Here is a 26,446-nt window from a genome sequence, read left to right on the forward strand (position 1 = left end):
CAGTGGCGGGTTGGCCACGGGCTGAGGTTGAATGGATGACAGCTACGTCGTCATGAGAGTGAATGACAGTTGCGGGTTGGCCACGGGCTGAGGTTGAATGGATGCGAAACCGGTGCATTGCCCTATGCAACCAGGTTGCGGGTTGGCCACGGGCTGAGGTTGAATGGATGGCCCCAAGCTACGGCTATGTCGACGAAGTAGTTGCGGGTTGGCCACGGGCTGAGGTTGAATGGATGGCCCAACCTTCGGGCGGCCTCAGATACGGAGTTGCGGGTTGGCCACGGGCTGAGGTTGAATGGATGTTTCCTCGGCGGGGCGATTGTCGGCGATAAGTTGCGGGTTGGCCACGGGCTGAGGTTGAATGGATGGCAGTCGATTATTGGCGTAGACGCAAGCCGGTTGCGGGTTGGCCACGGGCTGAGGTTGAATGGATGAATCAACGCCGAGCAGAGGCACCAGACGATGTTGCGGGTTGGCCACGGGCTGAGGTTGAATGGATGACTATCAAGAAAGGGTACCAAGGGAGCATAGTTGCGGGTTGGCCACGGGCTGAGGTTGAATGGATGCATTCAGCAAATACACTACCCGTCAATCCGGTTGCGGGTTGGCCACGGGCTGAGGTTGAATGGATGGCAGGACAGTTTTACCCATACCGTTCGGTGTTGCGGGTTGGCCACGGGCTGAGGTTGAATGGATGCGAATTATACCACCATGAATCCTCCGCCCTGTTGCGGGTTGGCCACGGGCTGAGGTTGAATGGATGGACGACGCTATCCGCGCCGAACGCAAAATCGTTGCGGGTTGGCCACGGGCTGAGGTTGAATGGATGTCACCTCACCTACCCTGATGTACTGAAAGGTTTTGCGGCCTTTCAGTACATCAAAAAAGCTCCATCTGAAGCGGCGGAGGCTCCGGCTTCCGCCGCTTTTTTCCCCAATACACCCGCATTCGCTCGAACTGCTTGTCCGTAATGGAGATCACCCTCACTTCGCCGTCGGCTGGCACCATCCGCTCGACGCGTTGCAGGTGTACGTCGGCGTTCTCTTCGCTGGCACAGTGCCTCACATAGACGCTGAACTGCATTTTCGTGAATCCATCTTTGAGCAAACTCTTACGAAAAAGTGCGTATGCTCGCCGTGCATCTTTCGTATCTACCGGAAGATCGAACATTGCCAGCACCCACATACATCGATATCCACTTAGGTCCATAACTTTGACTGATCCCAAGCCGGCAGTGCCAGCCGGTTCTCCTCACCGCGCAGACACCGCACCAGCGACGCCGTGACTCGATGCAACGCAACCATTAGCGGACTAGCGCTGCCATCACCTGGGGCCAGGATGACCGTATGCGTCAAGAGCGACAGCAATGCTGCTTTGGTGGACTGATCTAAACCGTCTTGAATCCCCCGCCCAGCCAGAAACAAATCGCGCACACGTGCATCGACCAGCGGCCGCAAAGGTTCAACCAGGTCATCCGCTAGTACAAAGGCATTCGCACGGTTGCAATGGTGCAGTCCTAGTGCTGGAAACAGACCGGCTGCGACCAGTGCTCGGGCTACCGCGGCACGCAATACTGCGTAGCCGTAGTTAAGCATGACGTTTACGGGATCGAGTCCATCAGGATCACGGCGAAATGCGTCAGGATCCAAGGCAATCGGTCCGCTTTGCGCCGTCACGCTCGAGACCAAGTTACTTATGCCCTCTGGATCTAACCAAGCCGACCAGTAGATACGCGCGGCATGGGCCTCTGCATTTGTCGTGTCACCCGATTTGACATCACGTGCAAGATTTTCAAGAAACCCTCTCGCCGGCGATCCTTGCGGAAGATTACCCGCTTGACGGAGGATCTTGGCTGTAATGATCTGCTGCCATAGCCTCTTCTTGGTAGGTTCGCTCGCGTTAATCTGGTCATGTACCCGCCAGACGACTTCCGTGTGATCGGAAAGCGGCAGCAACAAACCAGCAGGGAGATGATCGTGGCCGCAGATCACTACTGCAGCGCCGTAGCGCATGAGTGTTGCCAGTGCTGGATGCGAATAGTTCACTTGGGGTTGATCAACGAGGACAACCCCGATGTCTTCGCATGGAATGGTTGTGGCCACACTCTTGGGCTGGTCGAGCGGCTGGATAACCAATTGATCGTTGCGAACCGATAAATGTGCTGGTTGGCGGGATATTTCGATGGTGCGCTTAATCATCCTCGAAACCCCTCGGCAGAGTGATAGCCAATTAGGGGTATCGGCTTGATCGCGAACTCACTGAATCAGGTCTTGGTCAGTCGTTAGCCCAGCGGATGCGCCCGAGGTAGTCCACGGTCACCTTACGAGCATTAAGCGTGTTGGCGGTGAAGGAGACTATCTTCCGTTTATGGCCCTCTCTATTCGATGATTTCGGACGGGCGTCGGCGTGGTGATATAAATAGATCTGCCCCTGTGTAGATGCCGAAGTGTTGTAAATCAGCAATTTTTCCTCGCCGTCAACCTTGGCTAGCACCGCTTCACCGCGGCGCAATGAAAAACAAAACTTCGCTTCGGGTCGATACGGATGCTTGCGTGTGATGATCGGTACTTCTAGTGCAATCTTTTGCATCTCTTTTCCCAGCCTTGGATCCACCGGTTTGAGCCGATATCCCAACTCCTTTTCCATCCGCTGTCGCGCATTCTGCAACAGTTGATTCTGCTTTTTCAGTCGTTCCGCAGCTTCAAGCATTGTGGTCCAGACACCCTCACGCTTGGTCTTGCCCTTTTCCTTGAACTCGAAGATGGAAAGATGATGTGTAGATCCGGGTTTTACGTAGGCTGTGCCAGCATGGTTCCGCACCTTTTGAATCGTCTGCTCTTTTCGGATCACACGAACTTTGAGGATCGGTGGGCCCAGGCCGCGGGACTTCTTGCCTACCAACCGCACCGGGTTGTCCGGAGAACAGAGGGCCCGTTTCCAAACGTCAGGCGAGACATTCTTGTCTCTGCCAACATCAACTCCATGCTCTGCCAGCCGCTTCTTGATCGCCTCCTTCACCATTGGATCGCGGATCATTTCCACCTCGTTCGGGGAGAGTGATTCCAATGGCTTGCGCACCACGAACTCACCAGCAACGACTTTACCCGCGTCGTTCTTGTGTACCCCGTAGAGCGTGTCCTCGTGAAGCGCACCGGCAACCTTTCGTTCCGCGCGGTGGGACACATGAACCGCCTTGATCCGTGCAACCGCTTCATCGCGAAACCCATTCCAAGGCGGGTCGAGCGTCTCGCCGGTCTGCAGCACGCCGCCAGACTTACGGATCCGTGTGAGAGATTGCAGCCTCGATCGATCGGTCAGGGCCACAACCAAGGCGTCGATCGCGTGGTGACGGTGGTCGTCGCGGCTCTTTGTCATGCCACCGCCAGCGTCGAGAAGATCATTAAGGCCCCAATGGATTCGCATATCGGCCGTAAGCTGGCCTTTGATCCCCAGCACGTCTTGAGGCCGAGCCACGATGCATTGCAAATACTCAGCCGTCGCTCGGGCAATATACGACGTATCAACGAGCTGCCGCGCAATGAAATCATCGAGCTTCAATTCTTTAAGCAGGAACCTGCGGTACTTGGGGTAGGGCAGCTTCCTCGCGCGCTGGCATATCCCGTCGTAAGACTTTTCTCCCGTCGCTCCGACCCATTCATAGGGAGAGCGCTGTCCTTTTTGATCGTTGGACCGTCTAAAGCACACGACCTTGTTCATCAGAGAGTCATCGAGGCAGCGCGAATAAGGCAGGATGTGGTCGGTATCGATCTCGCCACTATAGAGCTGTTTAAAACTGATCGGGTCACCGCTGTAGATACAGATGTGACCCTGCTCCTCCCAGAGCAGGTAACGGTTAATCGCTTCACGTGTAACTTTCACACCGTTCTCGCGCAGCTTCTCCGCGGCAGCATCGCGGTTCTTTTCGCGATCGCGCATTGAAAGGTTGTAGGCCCGTCTGGCTTTCTCTCCTTGCTTCACGTCGCGGATCATCTCGATATGAATCGAATCGGGTTTGCCATGTTCACGAATGATGGCATTAACCAGCTTGCGCAGCTCGACTAGCGCACGGCGGACGACGGGGTTGGGGATATCACCGATCGGAGCATCGGGCGTTCGCTCAGGGTCGGGCAGTTTGTCAAAGATGCGCCGCCGAAGCTGATCTGCGCGCAAATAACCTGCGGCATGGATCGCCGAGTTCTCGGGGTTGGTCATCTGGTAAACCAGTCCGCGCTCCATGTGAGGCAAAAGCCGTTCGATCGCCTTAAGACTCACATGCACGTAACCCGCAGGCAGATCGGCCGACAGCGCCGCCTCGGCGTCTTCCGCAGTCAGACCAAACTGAGATTGCAGTTGCTCCTTAGCTGCGTCCTCGCTTCGATCAGGATCTACAAGCAACCGAACGATGGCGTCTTTCTCTGGATCAGGGCGTTCATGCCAACTTTTGCCCAGTGTCTTAGCCATCAACACGTCCGTAACATGGCCTTTGATGCTCGGACGCTCGCCGCGCTCCAGATTGAACTTCACGGTGTCCATGAAGCCCAAAACGCCTTTGATTCCTGATTTCCCGTTAAACTCGAGTTTTTCTTTTCTGCCGAGTTTTTCGAGGAGTAATGCACGCTGCTCCGAGGTCAGTGGCGATTCCACATGCGTGTCGGGGTCCACGTAGCGGAGGTTGTTGACCTCTTGAAGTAGCCGAAACCGCTGTGCTGCGCGATCAGCCCGTGGACAGCGCGGCTGCTTGGGTTCGAGCTCGCACAATCCAATCATCGATTTGGGCCAGTATATGTTTCGCTGGAAAAAAATAATCCCATGGATGCCAAATGCTTGCAGTTGCGACATCTCCTTGGCGATGAGACGCGGCTTCATCCCCGCCAGCGGTTGCCGACCCGCATGGCCAAACATCAGATCATCAGTCAAAATATGTTGATGCCACGCAGCGATCCGCAGCAACTCGGTCTCCAGCATCTCGCGCTTCGTATGCCATCGGCGAACCCGGTCGTCGCTCATCCGCGTCCGTTCCGTAGCGTCGATCTTTGATTTCTCATAAAGATATTGGCCGAGCGTGTCCTTGCCTAATCGCTTCTCAAGCTCGCCCATCTCAGCTTTCATGTCTGAGATTTCTTTTGCCTTGGCTTTGTCTGCCCGCCGATTCGAGAGGAAACCGCGGCGCTGGTTGAGATGGAGGATAACGCGGCCTAACTCGTGTGGCGTAAGCTTTGGTGACTTCTCATCAATCGCTCGTGCTCGCAGCTCGTATGGATCGTAAGCCTCCAGTACAGCTTGCTCGGTCGGATCATCAGGCCAGAGGCCAGCTTCGATCAGTGCCGATCGCAATCGCTTCTTCCGCCGCGCCCGTCGTGCAATTTGACGCCTCATGCCGCGAGCTGTGCGGCGATCTTCGTTGCGCGACTTTTCTTTGGACGTATCAAAGTTGTCCACTCCCTCCGGGAAGACGCGCACGCCGAGATTGACGATGCGATGCTGTGTGTTATCGATAAGAGCCCAGCCAATTGAGTTAGGACCTAGGTCCAGACCAAGCGTAGTACTCATAAGACAAAACCTCACAGAAACGACTTGACAAAGCCTGAGTATATTAAGAAGATAACGACGATCCATTCAACCTCGGCCCGCGGACTTCTCGTAACAAGAAGAAACATTCGCAGGCCACGGACCACGGTCCGACCGGCCGCCTCGCAAAGGGCGGCCACTTTTTTTTGGCGTGAGTGACCGAACGCTGTGGACGTGGACCCGGCAAGGGACCATCCCCCACGTGCGACGCGGTAAGACGATCCTGTATCCGACGGCGGCGCTGGCCCGCTGGCTGGACGGAGAATTACACCACTGCGGCGCGTATGCCGGGCTGCCTAAGGCACAAAACCAAGCGTGGCTGCTGCATGTGATGGATCGGGATCGGTCGCCCCATCGCCCGGCAGTGGAGCCATCGCCCGGCAGGCTGGCTCGACGGCCTCGGATACAATCACTTGTGAAGAACCGCGAGAAAAAATAAGCCGCACCAAAGGAGTTTAGTCGTGGGGCGCAAATTCGGATTCTCATGGAGCGCCCGGCGAGCCTTTGGAATATCGGGGTACAAAGGTCGAATCTCGCGGCGGCTGGGAGTGCCCTTGACGCGATCCGGGCGACAACGAGCGGTGGGCCGAGGTATGGGCTGCTGCATCGTGGCGGCGGCACTGCTGTCCGGCGGCGTATTCGAGGTGCTGCGACAGATGCTGGGATGATATTCTCGAACTGGGCATCGGGAGTTGCTACCCGATGAACGATCCCGCGAACCGGGCCGGCATCCTTCACCGTCCGCTTGCCCGGTTCGCGGATCGGCCCCGGTAAGGACGGTGAAATATGTCGGATGCGTACCTGAAAAGCCTGTCGGATAATTTATTCTGCCTAGCAATCCGCCTGGAAAATTACGATGACGTGGATACGTTCCTCGATTGGCACGACCTGAAAGAACCACAGGTTGGGGCGGCGCGTGCCATCAGCAACTTGAAAATTATCGAAGACTTCATCGCTAAGGCGCAAGAACTTGCCGACGCCATACCCACCAGCGACTTGATACGCGAAGTTAAAACGGAACTGATGATGGCAAGCAATACCTTCATCGGGGCTGTTTCGTCGGCTGAGTGGGAGTTTCAACATGGACAGGAACAAGTTGCCATTAAAAACATCCGGGACGTTACGCGGAAAGCGTGGAAACTATGCGGCAAGAAACTGAGGCGGTTGATAGTCGGGGTGAAGGTATTGTCCCGCGAAGCGCCGTCCAGTGCCGACGAGCCAACGGCTGCAAAAAAACCGGTAACGTCTGCGCCCATGAGCGCGCGCGAGCGTCGAGTTCAATGGGAGATCAAGGCAATGATGCTGGTTCAGGACCATCCCGAATGGTCTGACGCGAAGATTGCCCGACACGTGGGGAAGAATCCCGCTACGTTGTCTCGGAGCAAGCAATATAAAAAGGGAGCGGCACTTGCTCGCAGCGGCGGAATCGACCTACCCAAGGGTTACAAGACGGTGGACGAGGTTAGCAAAACGACGGACGTGGCGGCGGTGGCCCCGCCAACGCGCCAAGCCGTTGACCATCCCGACCGAGGCGAACGCATACCCGGCTCACGATACTACCGGGAATACTGTGCTTATTGCGATGAACAGATGAAGGTACCGAAGAACCAAGTGGGACAACGGCCGACGTGTGAGCGTTGCGAAGAATAAATAATCGCACAACCACAACGTTGCGTGCAACGATAGGACGAGTCAGAGGCTGGAAAACAGCCCATTTCAGTATTTTTCAGCACAACGCCTACACAAGGCAGTCGGGATTTTATCAGGGCCATATGCCCGGAAAGGAATCCCGATGATTGACGTAACTGACCCGTCTCCTCAACCCCCTGAGCCTGTTCCCCCAAGCGATGCGTTGGTTGTCGCGCTTCTGGTGGCACTGGTTCACGCCCGAAGCAAGGGCGATTATCTGAGGGCCGCCAATGCCCACCGCGAGCTTGAGCAGCTGGGCGTGCTGGTGCGTTTCCCCCGCCGGCGAAAGGGGGTGGGGCATGATTAACGCCACCGCTACACCCGCGCCCTGCGTTGAAAAGCTGTTGACCTACAAGCAGGCTGGTGAGCTACTTGGGGTGACGCCACGAACCATCTGGACCTTAGTAGCCGGCGGTGAAATACCCTCGGTGAAGTTTGGCCGATCGGTCCGTATCGACCCGGCCGACCTGAGGACCTACATCGACCGTTGCAAGACGACTTCAAAGGGGGTGAAGCCATGACCCCTGCCGTTGAAAAGCTGCTCGACAGACTCTCCAACGTAAAACGCAGCGGCGAAGGCTGGAAGGCCTGCTGCCCGGCCCACGACGACCAGCGCCCCAGCTTGAGCATTTCCGAAGGCGCAGGCGGCCGAGCGCTGGTGCATTGTCACGCCGGATGCACGCCGGAAGAAATCACGACGGCCCTGGGCTTGGAGCTGGTGGACCTGATGCCCGCAAAGTCGGTCACGGCCCGACCGATGCCCAAGCCGACGCCGAAGACCTACACCACAGCAGCCGATGCGGTGGCGGAACTGGAGCGCGAACTCGGCCCACGGTCTGCGATATGGACCTATCGCAACGCCAGCGGCGAGCCGGTGGGCGTGGCGGTGCGATGGAACCTGGCCGACGGCAAAAAGACCATCCGTCCGGTGAGCAAGACGACAACGGGCTGGACCATCGGCGCGATGCCCAGTCCGCGCCCGCTGTATCAACTGCCGGACCTGCTGAAGCGTACAGGCGAGACGGTGTTCGTCGTCGAGGGCGAAAAGGCAGCCGACGCGGTGGCGGGGCTGGGGCTGCTGGCGACAACTTCCGCCGGTGGTGCCAACGCAGCCGGCAAGGCCGACTGGACGCCCCTTGGCGGCCGCGAAGTGGTCATCATTCCCGACGAAGACGCAGCAGGCACAAAGTACGCCGGCGACGTGGCGGGCATCCTGGCGAAGCTGCCGGCGAAGGTGCGGATGGTGAAGTTGAGCAACGCCTGGCCGACCCTGGGCGACGGCGGAGATTTGGCAAACATTGTAGAAACCGGGGAAGACGCCGACACGATCAAGACAAAGTTGGCCGCGCTGGTGAGCAAGACCGAACCGCAAGCCCAACCCCAACCCGTGCCGGTGGTGGAGCCGTTTAAGCCTTTCCCAACGAACGCCCTGCCCGAACCGGTCCGATCTTTCGTGCGAATGTGCGCCCGCGCCATCGGCTGTGATGAAAGTTTCATTGCGCTGCCGCTGTTGTCGGCGCTGGGGTCGGCGATTGGTAATACCCGGCGCGTGCAACTGAAACGCGGCTGGACCGAGCCAGCGATTGTGTGGACGGCAGTAGTGGGCGATTCGGGGACGCTTAAGACCCCGGCATTCAAGGTAGCGATGAAGCCCGTCCGCAAGGTGCAGGCAGTGGCCTTCAGGGAGTACGATCTCGCATTCTCGGCCTGGGAAGTCGAGAACAAACGCTACGAAGCAGAACTCACCGGCTGGAAACGCAAGGCTGCCAACCGCAGGGACACAGCCGGCGACCCGCCACAGGCACCCAATCGACCCATTGCCCGGCGATATGTCGTGTCGGACACAACCATCGAAGCCTTGATGCCCATCCTTATGGACAATCCGCGTGGTGTATTGCTGGCCCGTGATGAACTGGCCGGCTGGCTCGGTACCTTTGACCGCTACGCCAATGCCAGCAAGGTCAAGGCCGACGCCGCCCACTGGCTGTCGATGTTTAACGCCGAAGAAGTGATGATTGATCGCAAGACCGGCAACCCGACGAGAATCCGCGTCCCATTCGCCTCGGTGAGTATTGCGGGTGGAATCCAGCCCGGCATCCTCGCGCGGGCACTGGGAACAGAGCATCGTGAAAACGGATTGATATCCCGGATACTGCTGGCGTGCCCGCCACGAAAGCCGAAGCAATGGACGGAAGCCGACATTTCCCCGGACCTGGAGCGCAGCATCGAGGCGATCTTCGCCCGCTTGTATGATCTGCAACCCGCCACCGACGATCACGGCGAAGCCCAGCCCGTAATTGTGCGCTTATCGCAGAGTGGAAAGGCGGCGTGGGTGGACTTCTACAACGCCCACGGTCAAGAGCAAGCCGAGCTATCCGGCGATTTGTCGGCTGCGTGGAGCAAGCTAGAAGCTTGCGCGGCCCGGCTGGCGCTGGTGGTGCATTTCATCCGGTGGGCGGGCGTGGATTCGACGCTGGTCAATGCCGACGAAGTGGACGCTGACAGCATCGCGGCCGGTGTGAAACTCTCCCGATGGTTCGGCAACGAAGCCCGGCGCGTCTACGCGATCCTGTCCGAAAGCGATGAAGATCGGGACCAGCGGCGGCTGGTGGAACTGATCCAGCGCAAGGGCGGAACCGTGACGGTTCGGGAGCTTCAACAGACAAGCCGGCTGTTTCGCACGGCCGACGAAATCGAAAACGCTTTGGATGCTCTGGCCAAAGACGGGATGGGCCGATGGGAACAGCAAGACCCCGGCGATCGGGGCGGCAGACCTATGCGATTCTTCCGCCTGGCCGCCCCAGAGCTGTCTACACAACCCCCCGAATCCGACCCCCCAGCGCCAACGAAACCCCCGATTACGGGGCCGAAAACGAGTTGTGTAGACGTTGGCGCTGTAGACACCGACAAACCCGACAGCGGAGATTGGGGGGAAGTATGAGTACCCCAGCCCCCGAAAGTGTGGCGGAACTACTGGCCGAGCTGGACGCCCTGGGCATCGAGCTTGAGGCCGACGGGGAACACCTGCGCTACCGGCCCCGCGAAAAGATGACGGCGGAACTGGCCGGCCGGATGAAGACCCATAAGGCCGAACTGGCGGCACTGGCCCCCAAACGTGCGGAACTGATTAGGCGGCTTGCCGACCAACTGACCCAGCTTGTCCCCTACACCATGACCGACGGGCGGCGCGGATGGGTACACCCATGCTACCGGGCGGAACTGGCCCGGCTGGGGCTGTTGTGACCACCACGAAAAACCGAAGCGATAACTAAAAACAATACTTTACTAAAAGGAAAGGCAAGGTAATATGCGACTCATGCCACCCGTCTATGACCATATCCGCAAAGCCATCGCAGCCAGCAACAAGAGCCGCTACCGCATGGCAAAAGAAACCGGCATCAGTGAACCCCACCTGTGCCAATTCATGGCCGGAACCAAGGGCTTGTCCGTGGAAGCACTTGAGAGACTGGCCGATTGTCTGGGTCTGGAAATTATCACTAACCCCAAGAATAACAATCGGGGCAAACGTTAACATCGACAAGAAGGGACACTGACCAATGGCAAGTTTGACCACGCGACAGAACGGCAGCCGCTTCATCACCTTCACCGATGGCAACGGCCAATCGCAGACGATTACGCTGGGCAAGATTGCAAAGCGGTACGCGGAAACGATCAAGGTAAAGGTGGAAGACCTAGCATCAGCGGTAGCGAACCACCACGCCCAACACGACGATACTACTCGATGGATGGCCAGCATCGAGGATCGTCTATATGACAAGCTGGCCCGCGTGGGTTTGGTGCAACCTCGCGTCAAGGTGACTGTCAAAGGCTGGCTGGAGCAGTACATTACCGAGCGTGCAGGCGACTTGAAGCCTGAAAGCCTGCGTAAACTGCAACAGACCAAGACAAAGCTACTGTTTTTCTTCGATAATGACGAAGAACTGCGAAAGCTGACATTGCAGGACGCGACCGACTGGCGACAGTTTCTCAAGGGCTTGAAGCTGAGCGAAGCGGCGGTAAAGACCCACAGCGGCAACGCGAAGACAATATTTGCCGAGGCCGTCCGCCGAAAGCTGATCCTGGACAACCCCTTCGCCTTACTTAAGTCCGGCCCTACGCCCAGTAAGTATTCACGCTACATCACGCCTGATGAAATCGACCGCATTATCGACATCTGCCCGAATGCGGAATGGCGACTGCTGTTCGGACTGGCCCGTTACGCCGGCTTGCGTATCCCCAGCGAATCGCATCTGCTGACCTGGGCGGACGTGGACTTCGAGCGCGCCCGACTGACGGTTCGCAGCCCAAAGACCGAACACCACGCAGGCCATGAACAACGCATCATCCCCATCACGCCAAAGCTGCTGAAGCTACTGCAAGACCGCTTCGCCCAAGCCGAGGAATACCAGCAGCATCTTGTCACGATCAACGGCAAGGGGGCAGTCATTCGACAAGTTAGGGCCATCTGGAAGCGAGCCGGCGTGGAGCCGTGGAAACGCCTGTGGCAAACCCTTCGCCAGTCCTGCGAAAAAGAATGGGCGATGACCTTCCCGCAGTATGCGGTTAGCAAGTGGATCGGCCACAGCATCACCATCAGCGGCCGGCACTATGCCAACGATGTTCCTGATGAGCTGTTCGCCAAGGCCGCGAATACACCCAGTAGCGCGCAGCGCCATGCGCAGCGGAAGTTGCAAGATGCAAGCCGAAATAGCTGGAAACAGAAAAAGACCGCCGATAGCACTGACGACCTTATTTCCGGTACTTGCAAAGATTTGCGAGATATTTCTATAAATCGTTACCAGATAACGAAATGGAGCCGGGGGGAATCGAACCCCCGTCCCGTGACAGTCGGAGGACCGCTTCTACACGCGTAGCACTTTGTTTTATAGTCGATGCATCAACCGTCAAAGGCAGCGTTTGACGCATCCAGCCTGAGAGTTTTTTAATCCCCGCGCACTAAGGCATTACACGGGGACGATCCCGATGAATCGTTGATCTGGGCTTCTTACGGGTGGGTCCACTCAGATCATGCTGCCGTATTTATTAGGCAGCGAGACGAGCCGGCGCGAAGCCGATTCGACCAGCAACAGTGTTGTTGGCATTTGTTTTTTGCATGCTTTTTACCTGGCCAGCATGCTCCAGGGCGTGCGACGATCAACCTGGCCTGTCCGGTCGATACCGGTCGGCCCCAAGTTTTCAATGAGCAGTAATTCCAATCAAAATGATACGTCAGAAACCGGCAAAATCCACTCTTTGGTGAAGGATTGAATGAAAATTTGCCGGAGCCGCCGCATCCATCGCACATCACCAGTAAATCCAACGCTCGAACAGTTTGCGATCCGCATGCGGCAGGAGTGCCACATCAGGCACCACGTAGCGATTTTCTTCTACATCCAGCAGCACCTTGCCTCGGTCGCTGTAATCGTGTGCGGTGTCGTAACTCCATCGCATGAAAAATTCCATCGGCCCCAGATCAGTTTCCACCTTGAAATTCAGGTAGTTCTGAAGTCGTTCGATCGTATTGATTCTCAGGATGGTGTGAACAAAGTAACGTCGAACCAGAGACTCGTTGATGAGCTTTTGTGTATCGGCCGGCCATTCGCTGAGGTCGCGGATCAGACCGATCTCCTGCTCGCGGTTCTCTGCGTTGAACCAGCGCAGACTCAAATATTGATTGGGATAACGCACGGGCATACAGCGCAGGGCAAAGACACCAGCGTAAATCCGCTCATTTTGAACCGTCACATGCAGCGCACGACGATTCCCCATGTGTATCCGTGCGAAACGTGGACGCAACCACCGAGGACGATGACCGCTGATGGGTGTGAGCTTGGTCTCCTTGTCCATCACCAATTCCGCAGGCTCTTCCGCCGCGGACGCGACAACGGAACCCGCGGCCTTTTTCTGCGCTTCTTCGTGGGCCACAATGGTGTCGATGCTGTCGGATTTGGTTACCGAAGTCTGGATTTTCACCAGCTTGGCGTACTTGCCATCGAGCCGCATCAGCTCGGGGTGGGTCCCCTGCTCGACGAGCTTGCCCTCTTCGATGACCATGATCCGGTCACAGTTGCGCAGCGTACTGAGACGGTGCGCGATGATGATGCTCGTCCGCCCTTTGACCAGTTCCGACAGCGCGCTCTGGATCGCCAACTCACTTTCGGAGTCAACGCTGCTGGTTGCCTCGTCGAGGATCAGGATTCGTGGTTCACAGAGAAGCGCCCTGGCGATGGAGAGACGCTGACGCTCACCGCCTGAGAGACCTGCACCTCGCTCACCTACCCACGTGTCGTAGCCGTGAAGCTGCCGCATGATGAAGTCGTGGCTGTTCCCCGCGCGGCTGGCGGCGATGCTCGCCTCCACTGTCGCGTCCGTGCGCCCGTATGTGAGGTTCTGCCAGAGCGTTCCACGAAAGAGGAACGGCTCCTGAAGCACCACGCCGATCTGACGACGCAGATCGTCGCGGCCGATCTCTCGGATATTGTGGCCGTCGATTAAAATCCTGCCCTCATCAACATCGTAGAAGCGTGAGATGAGATTAATGATGGTGGTCTTGCCGGAGCCCGACCGCCCCACGACGCCGATCATCTGCCCTTCGTCGATTTTGAACGATACGTTTTTGAGGACCGGGGTCTGGCGGCTATATCCGAAGACGACATTCTGAAACTCGATATCGCCTCGCATGACAGGCAGCGGGATGGGCTTGGAGGCTTCGGACACTGCAATCGGCGTGTCGAGTACCTCAAAGATTCGCTGCATCTGTGTGCTGAACTGCGTAAGCCATGTGGTCAACTGCGTGAGGCTCTGCAGCGGTGCGTAGAAGAGGCCCAGATAACCGAAAAACGCCATGAGGTCACCGAGCTGAAGATCATCGCCGGTGAGCACACGTTTGCCGCCGATGTACCAGACCATCCATCCGCCAGCGGTGAAGATGAGGCTGAAGATCGGATAGTAAGTCGCCGACGAAGTATCGACGCTCCGACGCGCCTCCCGAAGTGTGCTGGAAGATTTCTGGAAGCGTTGAAATTCACGATCTTCCTGATTGAACGCCTTGACCACTCGGATACCCGTGAGCAAGCCGTTAATCATCCCTGCTTGTTTGCTTTGCCGATCCCAGAACCGCTCATAGCGCGGATAAACCACGCGGTAGTAAATGATGGTCATCATCACCACGACCGGCGTCAGAAGCAGTGCCCAGACCGCCAGGTGCGCGGAAATCGTAAACATGAAAAACGCTGATATCGTCACCATCAGAATCTGCATGAGAAATCCGCTGGTGAGTTGACTCATGAAACCCTGAACAGCCTCGGTGTCGGACGAGACGCGCACGACGAGAGAGCCGGTTGAATGTTTGTCGTAATAGCTGAGGCTGAGTTGTTCGAGGTGGCTGATCAGCCGGCCGCGCATATCAAAGGTGATCGATGTGGCAACTCGACTGGCGAGTCGACCATTAAGGATGTTCACGATCGCCGAACAGATCTGAGTCAAGGCAAGACCGGCCACGACCATCAGCAACCGTTCACGCGGCGTATAAAAGTTAAGAAATTTAAACGGCTGCTCAGAGCCTTCCTTCACATCGAGCACGTGATTAACAAGGTAACGTGTCAGTTGCGGACCGATCATCGTGATCGCGATGCCGGTCAACAGCAGAACCATCATGATCGCGGCCCCGCCCCAGTAAGGCCGCATCAGTTGAAATACCCGGCGAACCGCCGCACCTCGGTTGATGCAGCGAGGACACGCCTCACCGGAAAACTCGAGCATCAGACCGCAGGTCCGGCAGCGTCGCGGATCCTGTTCATCCTCGACCTCGATCTTGAACGGCTCCTTCAGACGCAACTGGTCCAGCCGCTTGGCGACACGGCTGAAGCTGTACTTAAGCCGATTGCTGTATCGCGCCAGATCGAGCCACTGTTCACCAACCTTCGCCTGAAGAATGCCCGATCCGACGACGGCCTGGGTACGGAACTCGAGGACTTCGCCGTACTGCACGCTGGTGACGATTTCCTCAGGCTTGGCGGCATCCACGACCCACACGCCGCTTTGCGTGCCGATCACCCATTGGGGGTCGTACTCGCCGATAAGGTTGATATCGGTCTGGATCGAAATTTGGATACGATCGACATCAGCGCCGGTTTGACGCAAGCTGGCGACAATCGCCGGCGGCGGTGGTGTTTGAAGTTTCATGATGAACTTGGGGTCTCAGCCGGCAGAGGGTCCGGCTGTAGGGATGTACTTGACGAGACGCCTCTCGCACTCCGCTGAATTGAGCCTCCGTGTGACAACCTCGCAATGCTCATCTCGAGGCATGCTCCGAGACTCTTACGCGCGGGATTATCTCCAAGAGCGAGGTCAGGGGCAAATGACCACTCGCAACTCGACGGCTTAATCCCCCGGCGGTTCCTGCCACCCGGCGAGGTCCGGATGACAAGGATTAAAGCAAAAACGTCGCCGTCCCTCTATTCTGAGCCAATCTCGTCTATATTGCCTGCCCCTATGGCTGTAACCCTTGCTTCTGATTTCGGCTCGTATCGACGGATATTCATCGCATCTGCCCCGCTGGTGCTGTCACAGTCGGGTTTGATGTTGATGCATCTGACCGATCGCCTGCTCGTATCCTGGTATTCGACCGACGCCATCGCAGCGATCGGGCCGGCCAGCATGCTTTTTTATGCACTTGCCGCCGTATTTCTCGGCATGGCTGGCTATACGACAACCTTCGTCGCACAGTATGTCGGTGCGGGACGGTTCAGGCGGGTCGGGGCTGCCGTCTGGCAAGGGATTTATCTGGCACTGGCCGGAGGAATCCTGCTCGCACTGGTCTCGCTTGCTTCCGGGCCTGTGTTTCGACACATCGGTCACGCCTCGGCGATTGTGGAAATGGAGATAACCTTCTTTTCGATCATGTGCTGGGGAGCACCGCTTTTTCTCTTGTCCGCCACCCTTGCGGGGTTCTTCAGCGGACGACATGACAACGTGGTTATTGCTGCAGCGCAAATCCTCGGCCTGATCGCCAATGCGCTCTTCGCTTACGTCCTTATTTTTGGTCATTGGGGTATGCCGCGACTGGGAGTGACTGGCGCGGCGATGGCAACGGTCATCAGCCAGGGCGTGATCGTACTGGTGCTTGCCGTTGTGTATTTCAGCCGAGCAAACCGTGAAAAATTCGGCACGCTCGCCGATTGGCCGATCGACCTGTCTCTGTTAAGCCGTCTGCTGAAATACGGACTTCCCGCAGGTACACGATTTTTTCTCGAATTGATCGTCTGGTTGTTGTTCCTCATCTTCATGGGACGGGTCGGCGAAGCGGAACTCGCCGCAACAAACATCGCGCAAGGACTCAACGGCATCGCCTTCTTTCCCACGATCGGTATCGGAATCGCCATCTCTGCGATGGTCGGCCAGGCGCAGGGCGCTAACCGGTCAGATCTGGCGGAACGGTGCGTGTGGCGCGGTCTGGCGGTAGCCGAAGTATGGATGCTGCTCTGCGTCGCGGTATTCCTCGCCATCCCGCACACTCTGGTCGATGTGTTCCATGAACACGGCGATGGAGCAGCATCCTTTGAGGAAGTGCTACGGGCGGGAGTCACCATTCTTCGCTTCGTCGCCCTCTACTGCGTGTTTGACGCATTCAACATCATTCTTCTCGGATCACTGCAAGGGGCCGGCGACACACGCTGGACGCTTGCAGCCTCAACCGTCATGCATATAGGTTTTCTGGCCGGCCTGGTCGTACTCGACCATTTTCATACAGGCGTCATGGGCATGTGGGGGTTTGTGTCGGCCTTCGTTTTCACCTACGCGACGGTCTGGCTCTTCCGGTTCCGCAGCGGGAAATGGAAAACCATGCGCGTCATCGAGCACATGCCCGCGGAATTGGAAACATCACAAACGAAGATGCAGGAAGAAGCCGACCACGGGTAAAGCGCAGCCGATCCGGCGAGACGCCACCCGTGAAACTTCAGACCGCTCCCGGCTGCGGCGCGTGGACCGGGTTGATCACTGCACGGTTGGCGTCGGCGGTGATTTTGAGCATCCGTCCCAACGCCACCAGCGACCAGTGCTTGACTTGCGGATGGACCTTGACCTGATTCACCACGCGCCCCTCCGCCAGATTGTCCAGAACCCACAGCAGATGCGGCATATCAATGCGGTACATCGTGGTGCAGAGACACTGACAGCCGCTGAGCATCTTCACATGAACCCCTCGCTTGGCGGCGGCGTTGGCGAGACGAAGAACCAGATGCACTTCCGTTCCGACGGCCCACCTGCTGCCCGGCGGTGAGGATTCGATCGCCTTGATGATGCCTTCGGTCGAGCCGGAAAGGTCCGCACGCTCCACCACATCGTGCTGACACTCGGGATGGACGATCACCTTCACGTCCGGCCACTCGGCACGACTCGCATCAACGTGTTCAGGACGAAAGAGCTTGTGAACGCTGCAATGCCCCTTCCATAGATAAAACGTGACACGACGAATTGCTTCCTCGTCATTGCCGCCAAGCCCTTCGGGAGCTTTGGGGTTCCAGACCACCATATCGCGGTCAACGTCAAAGCCCATCGCAGCAGCGGTATTTCGACCCAGATGTTGGTCGGGAATGAAAAGAATCTTGACGACTTCATTCGGCTTGAGCGGTGTCTCGCCGCCCTGCATCGCCCAGCGGAAAACCTTGTCGCAATTCGAGCTGGTGCAGACTGCGCCGCCGTTCTGACCGCAGAAACTCTTAATCGCGGCGGATGAATTCATGTAGCAAATCGGAATCACGCGGGTATTAGTGCCTTCCAGCGCAGAGCGAATCTGCTCCCACGCATCCACCACTTCGTCGTAATCGGCCATGTCAGCCATCGAACAGCCGGCGCCCATATCAGGCAGAATCACCTGAACATCATCGGGAGCCAGAATGTCCGCGCTCTCGGCCATGAAGTGAACACCGAGGAAAACAACATATTTCGCGCCAACCTGTTTGACACGCTCAGCGGCGAGCTGGCTGAGCTTGAACGAATCACCCGTGAAATCAGCAAATTGGATGACTTCGTCCTGCTGGTAATGATGGCCGAGGATTACGACCTTGTCCGCGAGCATCTTTTTGCGCGCACCAATGGCGGCAGCGAGCTCTTCGGGACTCATTTTCGTGTAACGCTGAGGTAGAGGCGGTTGCCAAATCATGCAAAAATTATAGTAGCGCCAAGTGCTGGGACAATGCCCGCGAAGAAAATCAAACCCCAGCTTGTCCCTTTAGTTTTCTCACGCTCCAAGTACTGCTCAAACTCTCTGCTCGATCACCCTGAACAGACAATCGGATTGCAAAATCGATCCGCAGTTTTTCAGAATTCCAGATTTGCTCTGCTCAGCCAGCAGGTTCTTTGAACGAGCTGGTGTTATCCTTGTTGCATATGCCCACCTTTCAAGGCGGCATGGAGTTCCCCCCGGGACGCACGATTCGCGTACCCGCGCCTCCGGAGACAATTCCGGCGCACGTCATCCGCTTGATATGCCACGAGCGTCCTGAAGTCATCGCGGGTCAGGTCGTGAGGCAATGTCAGGTGCTCCTGGCACCGTCGCATGTCGATTCAGCCTGCCACGTCAGTCCGGTGACGGGAACGGTTCGCCAGGTGCGCTCAATCAACACTTTCAGAGGGCCGGCTTTCGAGGTCACCATCGAACCGTCACTCACCAGCGTGCCCGCCCAACTTTCCGTCAAGCCCCCGGACGAACGCAAGCTCGATACGTGGCTCTCAGTGATGAAGCAGATCGGTCCGTGGAGCACACCCGATGGCGGCGTCGGGCTCATGGCGCAACTGGATGCAGCTCGTACCAACAAACCCGACACTGTAATCTGTGTCGGCCTCGATGCCTTCCCCCCCTACCCGGTTCGCAGCAGCATTCTGATCAGTTTTCCCGATGAGGCGGTGCTGGGCACCTTGATCATCGCGGAACTTGTCGGAGCATCGAATGTCATGATGCTTGCTGCCAGAACAGCCTCTGTGCTCGGACGATTGCGCAGCAGTTGCGCGAAATATAAAGTCCAGCTTCGCGGTGCCAGCGATCTCTACCCAAGCGCCGACCCCACACTCGTCGCATGGTCCCACGCGCCCAAACACCGTAAGCTCCCACGAGGCGGCAACCCCGTTTCCTGCGGCTTGTTGATGATGACGCCTTGGTCCGCTGTCCGAATCGGACGATGGTTCACTCAAGGCAAACTCGATCTGGCTCGACCAATGATGATCGCCTGGCCGGAGCCTGATATTCCGATGACGCCCTCTTACGCTTTGGTCGGCCAACCGCTTGCTTCACTCGAACCGCGACTCGCCCAAGTGTTAACGGATAAACGACAACCCGTCGTCATCGGCAACCCGATGACCGGACGTGACTTGGTGCTGCCTCTCGAAAATGACGTGCTGACAGCGGGCACGGCTACGTCGGTCTCTGAACAAACGGGAAAACCAGCGACCACACCAGGTGTAAATGCGCAGGATCAAACTGGACCAGCCAAAGCAATGCTCCAATATGAACCCGTCGTGCCGGAGGATGAACTGCTCATCACGGTATTGCCGAAGATCAATCTGCGTGCTGCTGAGCCGTGCATCTCCTGCGGCTGGTGTGCTGATGTCTGTCCGACACGCCTCCGGCCGATTCATTTGATGGAAATGGCACTGCGCGGCCGTAACGATCATCGTCTCGTCGATCAACTCAGTTGGTGTATCGATTGCGGGCTGTGTTCGCATGTGTGTCCGGTTTCGCTGCCGCTGGCGCAGACGTTGCGTGCCGCGGCGTCCAGTCCGCAAAGCTGACGATATTCGCCACAGTCGCCTCTCTGAATGAGATCAAAAATGTTTCTGTCGGCTCCAACCCATGACAGTAAACCGCCAACGAACGGCCCGCCGTGGCTTGGACCGATCCTGCACCGTACACAGATCGACATTCACTGGATGGCGGTCGCACTAGTCATGGTCGGATCGGGAATGATTTTCTTCGGTTGGCGCGGATTGGTGGAAGTCTGCGTCGTGGCACTGGTTTCATTCCTGACCTTTCTGCTCATCACGATGGTGCTACATCTTCTCTGGGCCAAGCACACCAGCGATTCCATCCTTCACGCCATCGCGTTGAGCCTGTTGCTGGGCGTCATCCTTCCACCCATGACGGATTTGACGGTGGGAATATTGTCCGCAGTGCTGCTCGGAGCGGTCATTCCGTTTGTCGGTCGTGCGCGACGGCTGCGACTGCATCCGGTCGCACTGGCACTGGTGTTCGCGTGGCTGCTCCCCACATTCGTTGCCGATCACGACCTGCACTCGCTTGAAGGAGCTCCCCAGGGATCCATCGAAGCGGTGCTACGGCCAGATCGCATCTTTATCGGCGACCTGCGCAACTATGTCGAAAGCAACAATACGATGGCTGAGCCTTGGTGGAATATCACCAACGCCGATCTACCTGACGCCGTAAGCCGCAACGATCCCGGCGTCCAGATGCTCAAAGAACGCAAGCGGATGCTTCAGGTCGATACGCTCATGGTCAATATGCTTCAAGCCGGAGAACTCTGCCGACTCGAAGAAGTCCTGCTCGGATCGGTGCCCGGATCGATCGGCGGATCAAGCCGGGTGCTGATCATCCTATTGGGTGTTTATCTGATGTACCGGCGAATGGGTACGTGGCAGATACCGCTCATCGCTCTGCTTTCGGCTATCGCGGCTCTGCTCATCATGCCGCTGACTACAGGGGGGCCTGAAGCCGCGCGGGTAACCATCGTCGCTGAGCGGCTCTTTGCGCTGCCGCCGCGTGTCGCCATTACTTACGTGTCGTATTTCATCCTCGCGTCACCGCTGCCGCTGATTATGTTTCTGCTGGCACCGATGGCTGCGCCGATGTGCGGAACCGGACGGGCACTTTACGGCCTGATGATTGGAACCTTTACCATCGCTCTGCTTTGGGCGTTGGCCTCACCGCAGGCAGCGTACTTGAGCCTCGTCGCCGCAAGCCTGCTGAGCCGTCCGCTGGACGTGATGAAGCACAGCCCTTTCACAAAGTCATAGTCGAAATGCTTTCGTCACGAAGCGACGTGTTCAAGCGGCACCCGCCAACTCGCGCACGCTCTTGTCAAAAGTTCCCACCATCGTCGTCAGCAGCGAGTAAACCACGATGCTGTGTACGGCGACGGCGATCAGTCCCGCAAAAAGCAGACTGATCCTGCCTACACCCGGGTTATCGATAAACGACGCCAGGCTCCACGGATCGACCACCATTACCAAGCCGGTGGTCGGACTCAGAGCGTTCATCAACGCACCTACAACAGGAATCGAATCCGCTGCGGTCCAGCCGCAGAACCCGCCGACAGCCATCAAAGCTCCAATCAGCCCAACGCTCTTGGTTACCGCGCCGAGCACGCCCTTCGATGTGATGCTGCATCTCATACCCCAAACCACGCAGGTGGCGATGGCGGGCACAATCACCATCGCCAGCAGGAGCGGCGCTTCGGGAAACATAAGCGATCCGCGTACCTGGATCGTGTTGCGATAGCGAGTCACTTCGACCTGCTGCCAGTGGAGTCGCTGACCAATGAAGGTATAGATCGCAAGCATCGTCACGGTAAGGACGGGGACAGAGAGCAGCATCGCCAGAAAACTGATGAGGCCGCGTAGTTTCCCCCAGAGGTAAAGCCGTGGTGTGATCGGCGTAGTGAGCAGGAGATCAAGCGTTCCATCCTCCCGTTCTCGACTCACGCTGCCGGCACTCATGTAGATCGCGATCAGCAGAATCACCACCAGCTCAGTCAGGAGCAGCGTCAGGATCGTGGTACGGAAGTCATAATCGGTCAGCATGCCTTTGTGTCGCAGGATGATGGCTCCGGCTGCGGCACCGAGCCCGATGACGATAAAGCCCCATCGCCCCAGCAGTGCAGCCGCGCGATTACCGCGAGTGCTCGCCTCTCGCCATGCGATGGGATTCGCCCACACGTCGCGAGGTTTACGGCGTCGTTCTCCGCCGGTTTCCAGACGCAGCCATCGGCCCATGACGCTCCGCCGAAACCAGCCCGGCTCACCTTGACCAAGCTGACGAATGCGCAATGCGCTCCACAACACAAGTACGAAACTGGCCAATGATGTCAGGCACGCAAAGGCAGCGAACGGGTAGCCCAGATAAAAGCGAATCCATGCGGAGTGGTGCGCAATCAGTTCCGGCGGCGGTACGCGATAACGCGCAGCACCTAGCGTGGCTTCAAGCACCAACATCGGATGCAGCGGGGTCAACACCGTGATGCCATCCACACCCACTGTCCAGCGGCCGCGGAGGATATAGGCATCAATCGCATAGCAGACCAACAGATAACCAATAATCGAGATGACAAAGAGGAAAACAGCCTTGCGCCCTCCGGCTCGAAGTACCGCCAGCGTGATCGCAACTGATCCGACCATCAGTGCCGAAAATCCGGCAATGCCGAAACTCACAAACACCGCTCGGATCGGTACGCCGCCGAAGATGAGTAAAACGGCAAAGAGCGGTAATCCGCTGGCGAGCAGTGCCAGAACGAAATAAAGCCTCCCCAGCAGCGAGCCGAGCACGATCTGGAGATTCGACAGCGGTGTGGTCAGCAGAATGTTGTACGTTTTGCCGGACTGCTCGGCTGCGATTGCACCAGCCATGAAGACCGGCGCGATCAGACAGATCAGCAGAATCTGCGCGTAGCTGATGATGCTGAATATCTGCCCCCCTGCCTTCGCAAGCGCGGTGAGACTCTGAGTACCGCTGAGGCTGCCCGCGGTAAGCAACCCAAACAACACCACCGCGATGAGGGTTCCCAGATACCCCATCCGCACGAACAGGTGCCCCCTTCGCCGTGATGCGCCTTGCACAATCCGCACGAGCAGCGGATTGGCGGGGACCAGATAGTAGAGCCACTCATAGAACGCCGACATGACAGGATGGTACCTGAGGAAAGGCTTAATGCGACAGATTGGAATCTACAGAGCTTTTCTGAATATCAGGGTTCGATCTGATCGTGGTCCGTGAGGATGTCCCCGTCCTCATTTAACGCTGCCGCCGACGGGACGCGGCTTTGGGCCTCCCGCTCTACTTGTCACGTCCTTACGCGCTTCCGTTATCATCTGGCCTGATGTTCATTCTCAAGGCACAAAATCTAGTCAAGAAATACAGCGGGCGCACAGTCGTGGACCGTGTCTCGTTCGATGTTTCCGAAGGTGAGATTGTCGGCCTGCTCGGGCGCAACGGCGCTGGGAAAACCACGAGCTTCCGCATGACGATCGGCATGATCACTCCCGAAGCCGGCCAGGTGATCTTTAACGGTCAGGATGTTTCCAAGCTGCCGATGTATCAGCGGGCGCAGCGTGGGATGGGATACCTGTCACAGGAACCAAGCATTTTTCAGCGGCTTACCGTCGAAGAAAACCTGATGGCGATCCTGGAGTTTCGGCCGCTCAACCGAGCGCAACGCAAGCAACGTGCCGAAGAGCTTATGGCACAGTTCGGCCTCACAAAGCTGCGCACTCAGGATGCACGCACGCTTTCCGGCGGAGAACGTCGAAAACTTGAAATCGCCCGCTCTCTCATCACCGAGCCTTCGCTGATTCTGCTGGATGAGCCGTTCTCAGGCGTCGATCCCATCGCGGTCGAAGATCTCCAGAAAGAAATCCGCACGCTGCGCGACACACAGAAAATTGCGATGCTCGTGACCGACCATAACGTGCATCACATCCTCGCTGTGTGCGATCGTGTTTACGTGATTTTCGACGGCACCGTACGGGCGGAAGGAACACCCAAGGAAATCATCAACAATGACATGGTGCGAAAACTCTATCTGGGAAGCACCTTCAAGGGTGATGAGTTTGATTGAGTGTGTCAGGGTGATTCGGAGCGACGAAACCTTTTCCAACCGCTCAGATAGCCTGAGACGCCAAGGCATGCGTATGACTTCTGATTGCCGTCTGATCCACAGCAATAAGCCGAGCAAACCGAGTCAACCATGAGTTTCAAGCGCAGCCCCGCGAGTAAACGCATGTCGCGCGGGCATATCCCCGCCGAGCTGACCGACGCCCAGCGAGGCGTGCGGCTCCAGCGAGTCATCGCCGATTCGGGTGTCGCTTCACGCCGTGATGCGGAAGCCTTGATCGCCCAGGGCAGGGTGACCGTCAACGGCAAGGTGGTCAGCGCGCTGCCCGCATGGGTTGATCCATTCAAGGATCGCATTGAAGTGCGCGGCGTGCCGATCCCCAGACCCGTGCGTTCCGGTGGCGATCAAAGCAGCGCAAAGCACAATCATATTTACGTCATCCTCAATAAACCTCGCCGGGTGATTTCCACCAGTCGAGACGATATCGGTCGCGCAAGCGTGGTGGACCTTGTTGATCTGCCTGACAACATGGCACGGCGTATTTTTCCCGTCGGACGACTCGACGCGGACTCGACCGGACTGATCCTGCTGACTAATGACGGCGAGTTGGCGAATCGGCTCACCCACCCGCGCTATGAAATCAGCAAGGAATATGTGGTTTCCATCCGAGGGCATCTGACCCCGGAGGATGTGGAGAAGCTCAAGCGCGGAATCTTTCTTGCCCATCCGGTGAAGAAAAACCGAAGTACGAAACCCGGAGGTAAGGGCGAGAACGACGATCTGCCGGGGGTGAAGGTAAAAAAGGCCGCGATGTCTGAAGTCCGATTTCTCGGTCACGATCGTGATGAACAGCGCGGCGACCGCACGCAACTGCGCATCACGCTCCGCGAAGGTCAGAACAGAGAAATCCGACGCCTCATCGCACGATTAGGCTATAACGTCCGCCGACTTCAGCGCGTCGCCATCGGCCCCATCCAGCTCAAGGGACTCGCTCCCGGTGCGTGGCGGTTGCTCAGCGGTATCGAGATCAACCGGCTCAAGCGAGCAGCGGGCTTGAAATAGCGCATCCTGTTCATCGCCCTCTCAGCGCATCGCCAGAACGGATCAACTCCTCTAATATATTGCTTCTTCCTCAACGAGAAACAACATGGGTATCAACTGGCTCCCCGAAGCGATCGACCTCAAGCCCGATCCCGTCAGCGGCGCAGCAATCACGCAGTTGACCAGCGCGCCGGTCGTCAATAACAACATCTACTGCGAGCAACCTTATACGTCTCCCGACAGCAAGAGGATTGCGGTTATCCGTGCGCTGGACTTCAGCCTCGATGAGACTTACACGCTGCTGGTGGTGGACCTCGACCGCATCAAGTTCACCATGGTTGAGCGAGCCATTCCTCGAAGCCTTGGTAACGCTGCATGGAGCGGTTATCTCTATTACTGGACCACCGACGCAAAATTGACCCGCATCTCCCTGATGACGCTGGAGAAGGAAGTCGTTTACGTGGACGACGGCAAAACCGCCCCACTGCTTCCCCCGCATCGCGGTGTTTACAGCGTCTCGCCCGATCAGCGATATGTGATCTACATGGCCATTACCAAAGACGGCGGCAAGCCAACCTGCTCCATCGTCCGCATCGACCTTCAACAGAAGAACTGGAAGATCATTTTCCAGCACGAGGAAATCGTCAATCCGCATCTCCAGTTCAACCCCGTGCATGGCCGGGACATCCTCGTGCAGCACAATCGCGGCTCACGCATGGATGCTGACGGCACGATCACCAAATTTATTGATCCGATCGGCACAACCCTTTTCACGATCGATGTGGACGGGAAAAACCAGCGACCTCTCCCGGTCGGCGAGCCGGTCACACTGGGTGCAACGGGCCACGAGTGTTTCATGGGTGACACCGGGCGAGTCGCTTTCACCACCGCGTGGCATCTGGAAAATAGTTCTCTCGACAAACGCTGGCCACAGGGCAATCTCTTTCATGCAGCTCCGGGAGATAAAAAACCCGAAGTCATCCCGACCCCTGAGCATCGCTTCAACCATATCTGCGTATCACGCTGCGGAAACTTCTGGGTGTGCGACTCGTACCACCTGGGTATCCCCGGGCCGATCCCGTTGGTGATCGGCAACTTCAAGACCGGACGCCACGCAACGCTGATCCAGGACTGCAAAGCTCCCTGCGGCGGTGCGCAATTTACACATCCTCACGCCTACTTCACCGCGGATACCCGCGCTGTGATCTACAACGGCGCACCGGGAGCCGTCGGTGCCCCGCAGGTCTATCGCGCAAAAGTACCCGACGGATTTCTCGAAAGCCTCAGCTAACCGAGTCTTCCGCTGC

At 57.5% G+C, this 26,446-nt stretch carries 21 protein-coding genes, 1 other RNA gene, 1 pseudogene and 1 CRISPR repeat array; of the genes and pseudogenes, 15 read left to right on the forward strand and 8 right to left on the reverse strand.

The annotated features are described in order from the left end of the window. Window positions 1–2: 2 nt before the first annotated feature. A CRISPR array of direct repeats spans window positions 3–829; the repeat unit is 36 nt; unit sequence GTTGCGGGTTGGCCACGGGCTGAGGTTGAATGGATG. A 50-nt stretch (window positions 830–879) separates the two neighbouring features. The 3 genes from cas2 to cas9 form a co-directional block, all read right to left on the reverse strand. Beyond that, window positions 880–1,209, reverse strand: a complete 330-nt coding sequence (gene cas2 / locus IT444_12365) for a CRISPR-associated endonuclease Cas2 (protein MCC7193563.1) — start codon at window positions 1,207–1,209, stop codon at window positions 880–882. Next, window positions 1,200–2,198 carry a type II CRISPR-associated endonuclease Cas1 gene (gene cas1 / locus IT444_12370; GenBank protein MCC7193564.1) on the reverse strand — a complete coding sequence of 333 codons (999 nt, stop codon included), beginning with the start codon at window positions 2,196–2,198 and terminating at the stop codon, window positions 1,200–1,202. The genes cas2 and cas1 overlap by 10 nt, the downstream gene beginning before the upstream one ends. Window positions 2,199–2,274: 76 nt before the next feature. Next, complete coding sequence (gene cas9, locus IT444_12375; protein MCC7193565.1) at window positions 2,275–5,550, reverse strand: type II CRISPR RNA-guided endonuclease Cas9; 3,276 nt, start codon at window positions 5,548–5,550, stop codon at window positions 2,275–2,277. A gap of 169 nt (window positions 5,551–5,719) precedes the next feature. On the opposite strand from cas9, the gene IT444_12380 reads away from it, so the two are divergent. The 9 genes and pseudogenes from IT444_12380 to IT444_12420 all read left to right on the forward strand — a co-directional run bounded on the left by IT444_12380 (window position 5,720) and on the right by IT444_12420 (window position 11,354). Beyond that, the gene (locus tag IT444_12380) at window positions 5,720–6,007 is read left to right on the forward strand and encodes a helix-turn-helix domain-containing protein (protein ID MCC7193566.1); all 288 of its coding nucleotides are present in this window, start codon (window positions 5,720–5,722) and stop codon (window positions 6,005–6,007) included. A gap of 22 nt (window positions 6,008–6,029) precedes the next feature. After that, window positions 6,030–6,236, forward strand: a complete 207-nt coding sequence (locus IT444_12385; GenBank protein ID MCC7193567.1) for a hypothetical protein — start codon at window positions 6,030–6,032, stop codon at window positions 6,234–6,236. Between the two features lie 118 nt (window positions 6,237–6,354). Further along, window positions 6,355–7,218, forward strand: coding sequence for a hypothetical protein (locus IT444_12390; GenBank protein MCC7193568.1), 864 nt, complete (start codon window positions 6,355–6,357; stop codon window positions 7,216–7,218). A gap of 142 nt (window positions 7,219–7,360) precedes the next feature. Next, window positions 7,361–7,564 carry a hypothetical protein gene (locus IT444_12395; protein MCC7193569.1) on the forward strand — a complete coding sequence of 68 codons (204 nt, stop codon included), beginning with the start codon at window positions 7,361–7,363 and terminating at the stop codon, window positions 7,562–7,564. Further along, window positions 7,557–7,778, forward strand: a complete 222-nt coding sequence (locus tag IT444_12400) for a helix-turn-helix domain-containing protein (GenBank protein ID MCC7193570.1) — start codon at window positions 7,557–7,559, stop codon at window positions 7,776–7,778. The genes IT444_12395 and IT444_12400 overlap by 8 nt, the downstream gene beginning before the upstream one ends. After that, a complete protein-coding gene (locus IT444_12405; protein ID MCC7193571.1) occupies window positions 7,775–10,198 on the forward strand; it encodes a DUF3987 domain-containing protein in 2,424 nt (807 codons plus the stop codon). The genes IT444_12400 and IT444_12405 overlap by 4 nt, the downstream gene beginning before the upstream one ends. Continuing rightward, window positions 10,195–10,500 (forward strand): hypothetical protein, encoded by a 306-nt coding sequence (locus tag IT444_12410; GenBank protein MCC7193572.1) that lies wholly within the window; start codon window positions 10,195–10,197, stop codon window positions 10,498–10,500. The genes IT444_12405 and IT444_12410 overlap by 4 nt, the downstream gene beginning before the upstream one ends. Before the next feature lie 64 nt (window positions 10,501–10,564). Beyond that, complete coding sequence (locus tag IT444_12415; GenBank protein ID MCC7193573.1) at window positions 10,565–10,789, forward strand: helix-turn-helix transcriptional regulator; 225 nt, start codon at window positions 10,565–10,567, stop codon at window positions 10,787–10,789. 25 nt (window positions 10,790–10,814) lie between these two features. Further along, window positions 10,815–11,354, forward strand: a pseudogene (locus IT444_12420) (phage integrase SAM-like domain-containing protein). Window positions 11,355–11,627: 273 nt separating this feature from the next. Here IT444_12420 and IT444_12425 read toward each other — a convergent pair. The 3 genes from IT444_12425 to IT444_12435 all read right to left on the reverse strand — a co-directional run bounded on the left by IT444_12425 (window position 11,628) and on the right by IT444_12435 (window position 15,441). Then, on the reverse strand, window positions 11,628–11,951 hold the full coding sequence (locus IT444_12425) for a hypothetical protein (protein MCC7193574.1): 324 nt from the start codon (window positions 11,949–11,951) through the stop codon (window positions 11,628–11,630). A 114-nt stretch (window positions 11,952–12,065) separates the two neighbouring features. Beyond that, window positions 12,066–12,447: a transfer-messenger RNA gene (ssrA, locus tag IT444_12430) on the reverse strand. 114 nt (window positions 12,448–12,561) lie between these two features. Further along, window positions 12,562–15,441 carry a DUF1854 domain-containing protein gene (locus tag IT444_12435; GenBank protein MCC7193575.1) on the reverse strand — a complete coding sequence of 960 codons (2,880 nt, stop codon included), beginning with the start codon at window positions 15,439–15,441 and terminating at the stop codon, window positions 12,562–12,564. 309 nt (window positions 15,442–15,750) lie between these two features. Here IT444_12435 and IT444_12440 point away from each other — a divergent pair, with 309 nt between their 5' ends. Then, window positions 15,751–17,178: an MATE family efflux transporter gene (locus tag IT444_12440; GenBank protein ID MCC7193576.1), complete on the forward strand. Its 1,428-nt coding sequence runs from the start codon at window positions 15,751–15,753 to the stop codon at window positions 17,176–17,178. A 37-nt stretch (window positions 17,179–17,215) separates the two neighbouring features. Here IT444_12440 and nadA read toward each other — a convergent pair whose 3' ends face one another. Beyond that, window positions 17,216–18,421 carry a quinolinate synthase NadA gene (gene nadA / locus IT444_12445; GenBank protein MCC7193577.1) on the reverse strand — a complete coding sequence of 402 codons (1,206 nt, stop codon included), beginning with the start codon at window positions 18,419–18,421 and terminating at the stop codon, window positions 17,216–17,218. A 227-nt stretch (window positions 18,422–18,648) separates the two neighbouring features. Here nadA and IT444_12450 point away from each other — a divergent pair, with 227 nt between their 5' ends. Both IT444_12450 and IT444_12455 read left to right on the forward strand, forming a co-directional pair. Then, on the forward strand, window positions 18,649–20,046 hold the full coding sequence (locus tag IT444_12450) for a 4Fe-4S dicluster domain-containing protein (GenBank protein ID MCC7193578.1): 1,398 nt from the start codon (window positions 18,649–18,651) through the stop codon (window positions 20,044–20,046). A 39-nt stretch (window positions 20,047–20,085) separates the two neighbouring features. Next, complete coding sequence (locus IT444_12455; protein ID MCC7193579.1) at window positions 20,086–21,285, forward strand: RnfABCDGE type electron transport complex subunit D; 1,200 nt, start codon at window positions 20,086–20,088, stop codon at window positions 21,283–21,285. Between the two features lie 30 nt (window positions 21,286–21,315). Here IT444_12455 and IT444_12460 read toward each other — a convergent pair whose 3' ends face one another. Beyond that, window positions 21,316–23,166 (reverse strand): ABC transporter permease subunit, encoded by a 1,851-nt coding sequence (locus tag IT444_12460; protein ID MCC7193580.1) that lies wholly within the window; start codon window positions 23,164–23,166, stop codon window positions 21,316–21,318. 197 nt (window positions 23,167–23,363) lie between these two features. On the opposite strand from IT444_12460, the gene lptB reads away from it, so the two are divergent. The 3 genes from lptB (at window position 23,364) to IT444_12475 (ending at window position 26,430) form a co-directional block, all read left to right on the forward strand. Continuing rightward, window positions 23,364–24,101 carry an LPS export ABC transporter ATP-binding protein gene (lptB, locus tag IT444_12465; protein MCC7193581.1) on the forward strand — a complete coding sequence of 246 codons (738 nt, stop codon included), beginning with the start codon at window positions 23,364–23,366 and terminating at the stop codon, window positions 24,099–24,101. A 129-nt stretch (window positions 24,102–24,230) separates the two neighbouring features. After that, window positions 24,231–25,160: an rRNA pseudouridine synthase gene (locus IT444_12470; GenBank protein MCC7193582.1), complete on the forward strand. Its 930-nt coding sequence runs from the start codon at window positions 24,231–24,233 to the stop codon at window positions 25,158–25,160. 85 nt (window positions 25,161–25,245) lie between these two features. Further along, window positions 25,246–26,430, forward strand: a complete 1,185-nt coding sequence (locus IT444_12475; GenBank protein MCC7193583.1) for a hypothetical protein — start codon at window positions 25,246–25,248, stop codon at window positions 26,428–26,430. The last annotated feature ends 16 nt before the right edge of the window (window positions 26,431–26,446 follow it).

The sequence above is a fragment of the Phycisphaeraceae bacterium genome (assembly GCA_020851465.1).
Taxonomy (GTDB): domain Bacteria; phylum Planctomycetota; class Phycisphaerae; order Phycisphaerales; family Phycisphaeraceae; genus JADZCR01.

What these genes read in the sequence shown, in the direction of transcription:
- cas2 (MCC7193563.1), bottom strand. Translation starts at nt 1,209, where the DNA reads ATGGACCTAAGTGGATATCGATGTATGTGGGTGCTGGCAATGTTCGAT.
- cas1 (MCC7193564.1), bottom strand. Translation starts at nt 2,198, where the DNA reads ATGATTAAGCGCACCATCGAAATATCCCGCCAACCAGCACATTTATCG.
- cas9 (MCC7193565.1), bottom strand. Translation starts at nt 5,550, where the DNA reads ATGAGTACTACGCTTGGTCTGGACCTAGGTCCTAACTCAATTGGCTGG.
- IT444_12390 (MCC7193568.1), top strand. Translation starts at nt 6,355, where the DNA reads ATGTCGGATGCGTACCTGAAAAGCCTGTCGGATAATTTATTCTGCCTA.
- IT444_12395 (MCC7193569.1), top strand. Translation starts at nt 7,361, where the DNA reads ATGATTGACGTAACTGACCCGTCTCCTCAACCCCCTGAGCCTGTTCCC.
- IT444_12400 (MCC7193570.1), top strand. Translation starts at nt 7,557, where the DNA reads ATGATTAACGCCACCGCTACACCCGCGCCCTGCGTTGAAAAGCTGTTG.
- IT444_12405 (MCC7193571.1), top strand. Translation starts at nt 7,775, where the DNA reads ATGACCCCTGCCGTTGAAAAGCTGCTCGACAGACTCTCCAACGTAAAA.
- IT444_12410 (MCC7193572.1), top strand. Translation starts at nt 10,195, where the DNA reads ATGAGTACCCCAGCCCCCGAAAGTGTGGCGGAACTACTGGCCGAGCTG.
- IT444_12415 (MCC7193573.1), top strand. Translation starts at nt 10,565, where the DNA reads ATGCGACTCATGCCACCCGTCTATGACCATATCCGCAAAGCCATCGCA.
- IT444_12435 (MCC7193575.1), bottom strand. Translation starts at nt 15,441, where the DNA reads ATGAAACTTCAAACACCACCGCCGCCGGCGATTGTCGCCAGCTTGCGT.
- IT444_12440 (MCC7193576.1), top strand. Translation starts at nt 15,751, where the DNA reads ATGGCTGTAACCCTTGCTTCTGATTTCGGCTCGTATCGACGGATATTC.
- nadA (MCC7193577.1), bottom strand. Translation starts at nt 18,421, where the DNA reads ATGATTTGGCAACCGCCTCTACCTCAGCGTTACACGAAAATGAGTCCC.
- IT444_12450 (MCC7193578.1), top strand. Translation starts at nt 18,649, where the DNA reads ATGCCCACCTTTCAAGGCGGCATGGAGTTCCCCCCGGGACGCACGATT.
- IT444_12455 (MCC7193579.1), top strand. Translation starts at nt 20,086, where the DNA reads ATGTTTCTGTCGGCTCCAACCCATGACAGTAAACCGCCAACGAACGGC.
- IT444_12460 (MCC7193580.1), bottom strand. Translation starts at nt 23,166, where the DNA reads ATGTCGGCGTTCTATGAGTGGCTCTACTATCTGGTCCCCGCCAATCCG.
- lptB (MCC7193581.1), top strand. Translation starts at nt 23,364, where the DNA reads ATGTTCATTCTCAAGGCACAAAATCTAGTCAAGAAATACAGCGGGCGC.
- IT444_12470 (MCC7193582.1), top strand. Translation starts at nt 24,231, where the DNA reads ATGAGTTTCAAGCGCAGCCCCGCGAGTAAACGCATGTCGCGCGGGCAT.
- IT444_12475 (MCC7193583.1), top strand. Translation starts at nt 25,246, where the DNA reads ATGGGTATCAACTGGCTCCCCGAAGCGATCGACCTCAAGCCCGATCCC.